General features: G+C 40.7%; 5 protein-coding genes and 1 pseudogene. 3 read left to right on the forward strand and 3 right to left on the reverse strand.

Features of this window, described 5'->3' with window-relative positions:
• The 3 genes and pseudogenes from IM322_RS05445 to IM322_RS23185 all read left to right on the forward strand — a co-directional run.
• Positions 1–145 (forward strand): DUF4351 domain-containing protein (locus tag IM322_RS05445; RefSeq protein ID WP_287699238.1); only part of this gene is annotated, 145 nt, incomplete at its 5' end.
• A 273-nt stretch (positions 146–418) separates the two neighbouring features.
• Complete coding sequence (locus IM322_RS05450) at positions 419–664, forward strand: UPF0175 family protein (RefSeq protein ID WP_287077867.1); 246 nt, start codon at positions 419–421, stop codon at positions 662–664.
• Positions 661–1,155, forward strand: a pseudogene (locus IM322_RS23185) (PIN domain-containing protein). Before IM322_RS05450 ends, IM322_RS23185 begins: the two are co-directional and overlap by 4 nt.
• Positions 1,156–1,804: 649 nt before the next feature.
• On the opposite strand, the gene IM322_RS05470 reads toward IM322_RS23185, so the two are convergent.
• The 3 genes from IM322_RS05470 to IM322_RS05480 are packed head-to-tail and all read right to left on the reverse strand — an operon-like array spanning position 1,805 to position 3,763.
• On the reverse strand, positions 1,805–2,191 hold the full coding sequence (locus tag IM322_RS05470) for an SH2 domain-containing protein (protein ID WP_287699235.1): 387 nt from the start codon (positions 2,189–2,191) through the stop codon (positions 1,805–1,807).
• Positions 2,184–3,020: a hypothetical protein gene (locus IM322_RS05475; protein ID WP_287699234.1), complete on the reverse strand. Its 837-nt coding sequence runs from the start codon at positions 3,018–3,020 to the stop codon at positions 2,184–2,186. Before IM322_RS05475 ends, IM322_RS05470 begins: the two co-directional genes overlap by 8 nt.
• 11 nt (positions 3,021–3,031) lie before the next feature.
• Complete coding sequence (locus IM322_RS05480; protein ID WP_287699233.1) at positions 3,032–3,763, reverse strand: hypothetical protein; 732 nt, start codon at positions 3,761–3,763, stop codon at positions 3,032–3,034.
• Between the last annotated feature and the right edge of the window lie 133 nt (positions 3,764–3,896).

Here is a 3,896-nt window from a genome sequence, read left to right on the forward strand (position 1 = left end):
ACGCAAGTTAGGGGAGATTAATCTTTCATTAGAAACTAAAATTATGGAGTTAAGTATTGATGATGTCGAAGTATTAGGAGAAGCTTTATTCGATTTCTCTACGGTTGAAGATTTAATCAATTGGTTAAATACTTTAACTGCTTAGTTTACGTTAGCGATCGCATCTTCGCCATGACAAGGGGTAAGATTGCTTTGGGGGGTTTTTAGTGGAAATTATCCCCCTCGCCATCACCCGCTAAAATTTTCATGGTGAGGGAGTAATTCAGAGATAAGCTTCATCTCAACACCATTATCGAGAAAACGGGTTTCTTCAAGAAACCCGTTTTCTCGAATAGAAGTGAGGTCTGCCAAAGGGAATTGACAGACGGCAAAACATAGGATAGCATTTGTATAATTCTTATCAAAATACGGAGAAAATATGAGTCTAGTTATTTCCCAAGAAGTGATTAAAGCAAGTGGTTTGTCAGAGGATGAACTGTTAAAGGAGATTGTTATTATGTTATTCCAACAAGATAAGATTAGCTTAGGAAAAGCAAGTGAGTTATTAAGTATTAATCAAATCAAGTTTCAACGGATGCTTTCTGAACGAGGAATTTGTATTCACTATGATGTGGCTGAGTTTCAGGAAGATATTAAGCATTTAAAAGAGAAAGGTTGGCTATGATTATTATTAGCGATACTTCTCCTTTCAGCAGTCTTGCTCTTGTTGGTTATCTATCAATCTTAAAAGATATTTATACTAATGTTATTATTCCCCAAGCAGTTGCCAATGAATTGGCTAATTTGACTGAGTAAGATATCCGCATTAAAGCGATAATTTCTCTGAACTGGATACAGGTTCAACAAGCCGCTAATTTGGAACTTGTGGCTTGTTTAAGGAATGAATATAATTTAGATATTGGCGAAGCAGAAGCAATCGCTCTTGCCTTAGAATTAAAAGCAGATGAATTGTTAATTGATGAACGTCTTGGCCGGAGGGAGGCTGTGCGTTTGGGGTTGTCAATTACGGGGTTTCTAGGAGTTCTTTTAATCGCTAAAAATAGAGGATTGATTTCTAAGGTTCAACCCATAATCGATGCTCTAATACTCCAAGCAAATTTTCGCATCAGTCGTCAACTTTATGAGGAGGTTTTGCGAACTGCAAATGAATTATAGCGGTTCTCGCATCTGCGAGGCACAGTTTAACCTTTGCTGATTAAGCTTTTCAGAATCGATAATGTACCTCTTGTGAACAGGAAACGCTATAGATTAAGTTGTGATTTTAGAAAACGGGTTTCTTTGAGAAACCCGTTTTCTGCAAAGGCTTCTTTTTTAGATAATGATTTGCTACCTAAATTCGGTGAAAAACCCGAAGGGTGGCATCCGTCAGGCAAAAGAAAAGAAAGAGGTTTGTATCAAGCTTTTAGTCCAAAAAATCTCATGTTCAACCTTATTTCCTAGAAAGTTTTACTCGTTCTAGTCCGAATTTGACTTCTTTTCTGAACGAAACCCCCTACTATCTGTGGTCAAGGTTCAGTTTTTAGCTTGGTTATCGCTTTTTCCATTGTTGCTTAAAGCCGTCCTAAAAGGACGGGGTTTTAACCCAAATTTTCGATAAGGTGGGTAGGGCATCTTTGACAGTGCCACAACGATATAGGTTAGACAGACTTTCTAGAATATATCGTAATCGAATAGAAGCGCGGTTTCAACCCGCTTCTATTCACCACAAAGAATCCCTGTCGTTTTGACGCAGGGAGATGTCAAAAACTGAGAGTAGTTCACACTCTTGTTTGACGGTGGTGGGCAATGTCCATCTTGGGAAAAACTACGGGGTGAGCGATATCGGTCTTCGGGTATTTAAACGAATCCCGCACGGCCTGTCGCTCCAGGAGCGTGCGAGCCGGTAATCGGTAGAGCGCCCCGTGGTTTTATCCTTAACGGTGAAAGTGATCGAGCCATCTGACGACTGTTCGATACCGGCCGGTCCCTCTAGAAAAGTCCCCTCTGGAACGGTAGCGACCGGTTTGAAAGCGCCTTGTATTTCCACAAAAAGAACCTGACGGGTAATTCCCCACAACGGCTCTTTATCAACTTTTTGAAACAAACTCAACCAACTTCCGGCGAGTGTGTTGGGAACAGAAATACCTATCACCAGTGGCCCTGCTTTGATTTCCCTCAGAAAAGGATCGCGGAAACCACCAGCGTTAGTCACGAAAGTTCTCCCGGAGTGAGTGCTGTGGATGTACCACCCAGTTATAAGGTTCCGACTCCGCGCACTTTCTCGGAGAAAGTATTGTAGCGACAGTAATCCCATCGTAAAAGAACAACTCATCTTTTATGCCTCTGAGCAAAATACCTCGTAATTGCGGGACATCGTAAACGGGGTGAACAAGACTAGCACCCCGTGCGATCGCGACCATCTCTTTCGCTTCTCCAGCAATGATCTCGAAGGTGGTAAGGGATGATCGTCCCCAAAATGTAGCGCGATGACCAGTGATAAATACGCGATCCAACGCACGGCTGTAAACTCCCTGAGCGAGGATACAGTTACCCCAGAAACGATGCCAAAACGAGCAGGGTCGCTCGTAGAGTTCGGGAAGTGCCTTCGGTGTGCCAAGGGTAGGGGGATTGGCTTTCAGATCGAGCCGAGCTATATAATCGATTTGTCCTCCATCGATCCAGAGCCAACCATCTTGCGTCGAAATCAGAGCCTCAATCTGGCCGTAATCGTATTGCGGGGCCCTCACCGATACAAGAGGTGTGGTCGCGCCACTCCGCTTCAGTAGCAGGGTATCGACACCGGAGACGACTACCTCCAACGATTGGCCCCGCGTTGGGATTGTTACTCGTGCCGGTTTATTCGGGGATAATATTAATCTCGTCTCTGGTTTTCGCTCTACCGGTGAGAGGCAATATTTATCTAAAGGTTCGGCTATAACTCGCGGAACGTTAGCGACGAGAATTAAAAAAAACCATCGAAAAATAGGTCGCCACCAATTCCGATAATCATCCTGACCACCCCAAGAATGGCTAAATAACATAAGCGGTTTCTTTAAAGAATATTATGACGGGTAGCGGTGGGCGTTTCGCCGATCCGTCGCTGTTCGGTGCTAGAGAAAAGTGTTTCACTACAGCTATTTCTAGACGAAATTCCTTCAAATTTACTTATATATTTCCTAAAAATTGGTGACAAACTAAAATATATACTTTCTGTCTTAGTTGTTGCTATCAAATAACGTTCCCGCAAAGACTGCAAGCCATTAATATATTCCATTGATGATAGTTCTAAGGTTTCTTTTAATTTTTGCCTAGACACAGGATTTTCAAAATTGCTTAATCGTAAGACAATTTCCTGTTCTACGGGAGATAGTCTAGTAAATAAATGTTTTAATCGAGATTCCATTGCTGTAGTAATAATTAGGTTATTCTCTGCTAGAAACTCAGCTACTTGGCCAGCAAAAACATCTTTAATTAAACTAGCAATATCTTTTAAGTAAGCTAAGTTTCCTTCATATAGTTCAATCAGCTTTAGCCAACTATCTCGATCATTTAATCCTATATTTTCTAAAATTGTAGAATCATCAATACCTAATAACTCTAAGTATTTTATTGAATACAATTCTTCATCTAAACAGTGCATCTCAGCACATTGTTCTTGACTGATTAAGATTAAATTGCTCTGATGTTCAATATCTGTAATCATTTTAAACAAGCTTTGATAATCCTGATATTCAGTTTGATATTGACCAGCGAATACACCAGGTATAAAGAGATTTGGGAGCATCTCACTTATGCAATGAGTATTAATGCTTATGTCCGTCAAAAACTAGAACATCTTCAACTTGATCACAAAGAGAAATGAGATTATAATAGTTAGGGACTTCCAAAAAATAAACTATTCATTCTCAAGAATAATA

Source organism: Microcystis sp. M109S1, assembly GCF_020247025.1.
Classification (GTDB): Bacteria; Cyanobacteriota; Cyanobacteriia; order Cyanobacteriales; family Microcystaceae; genus Microcystis.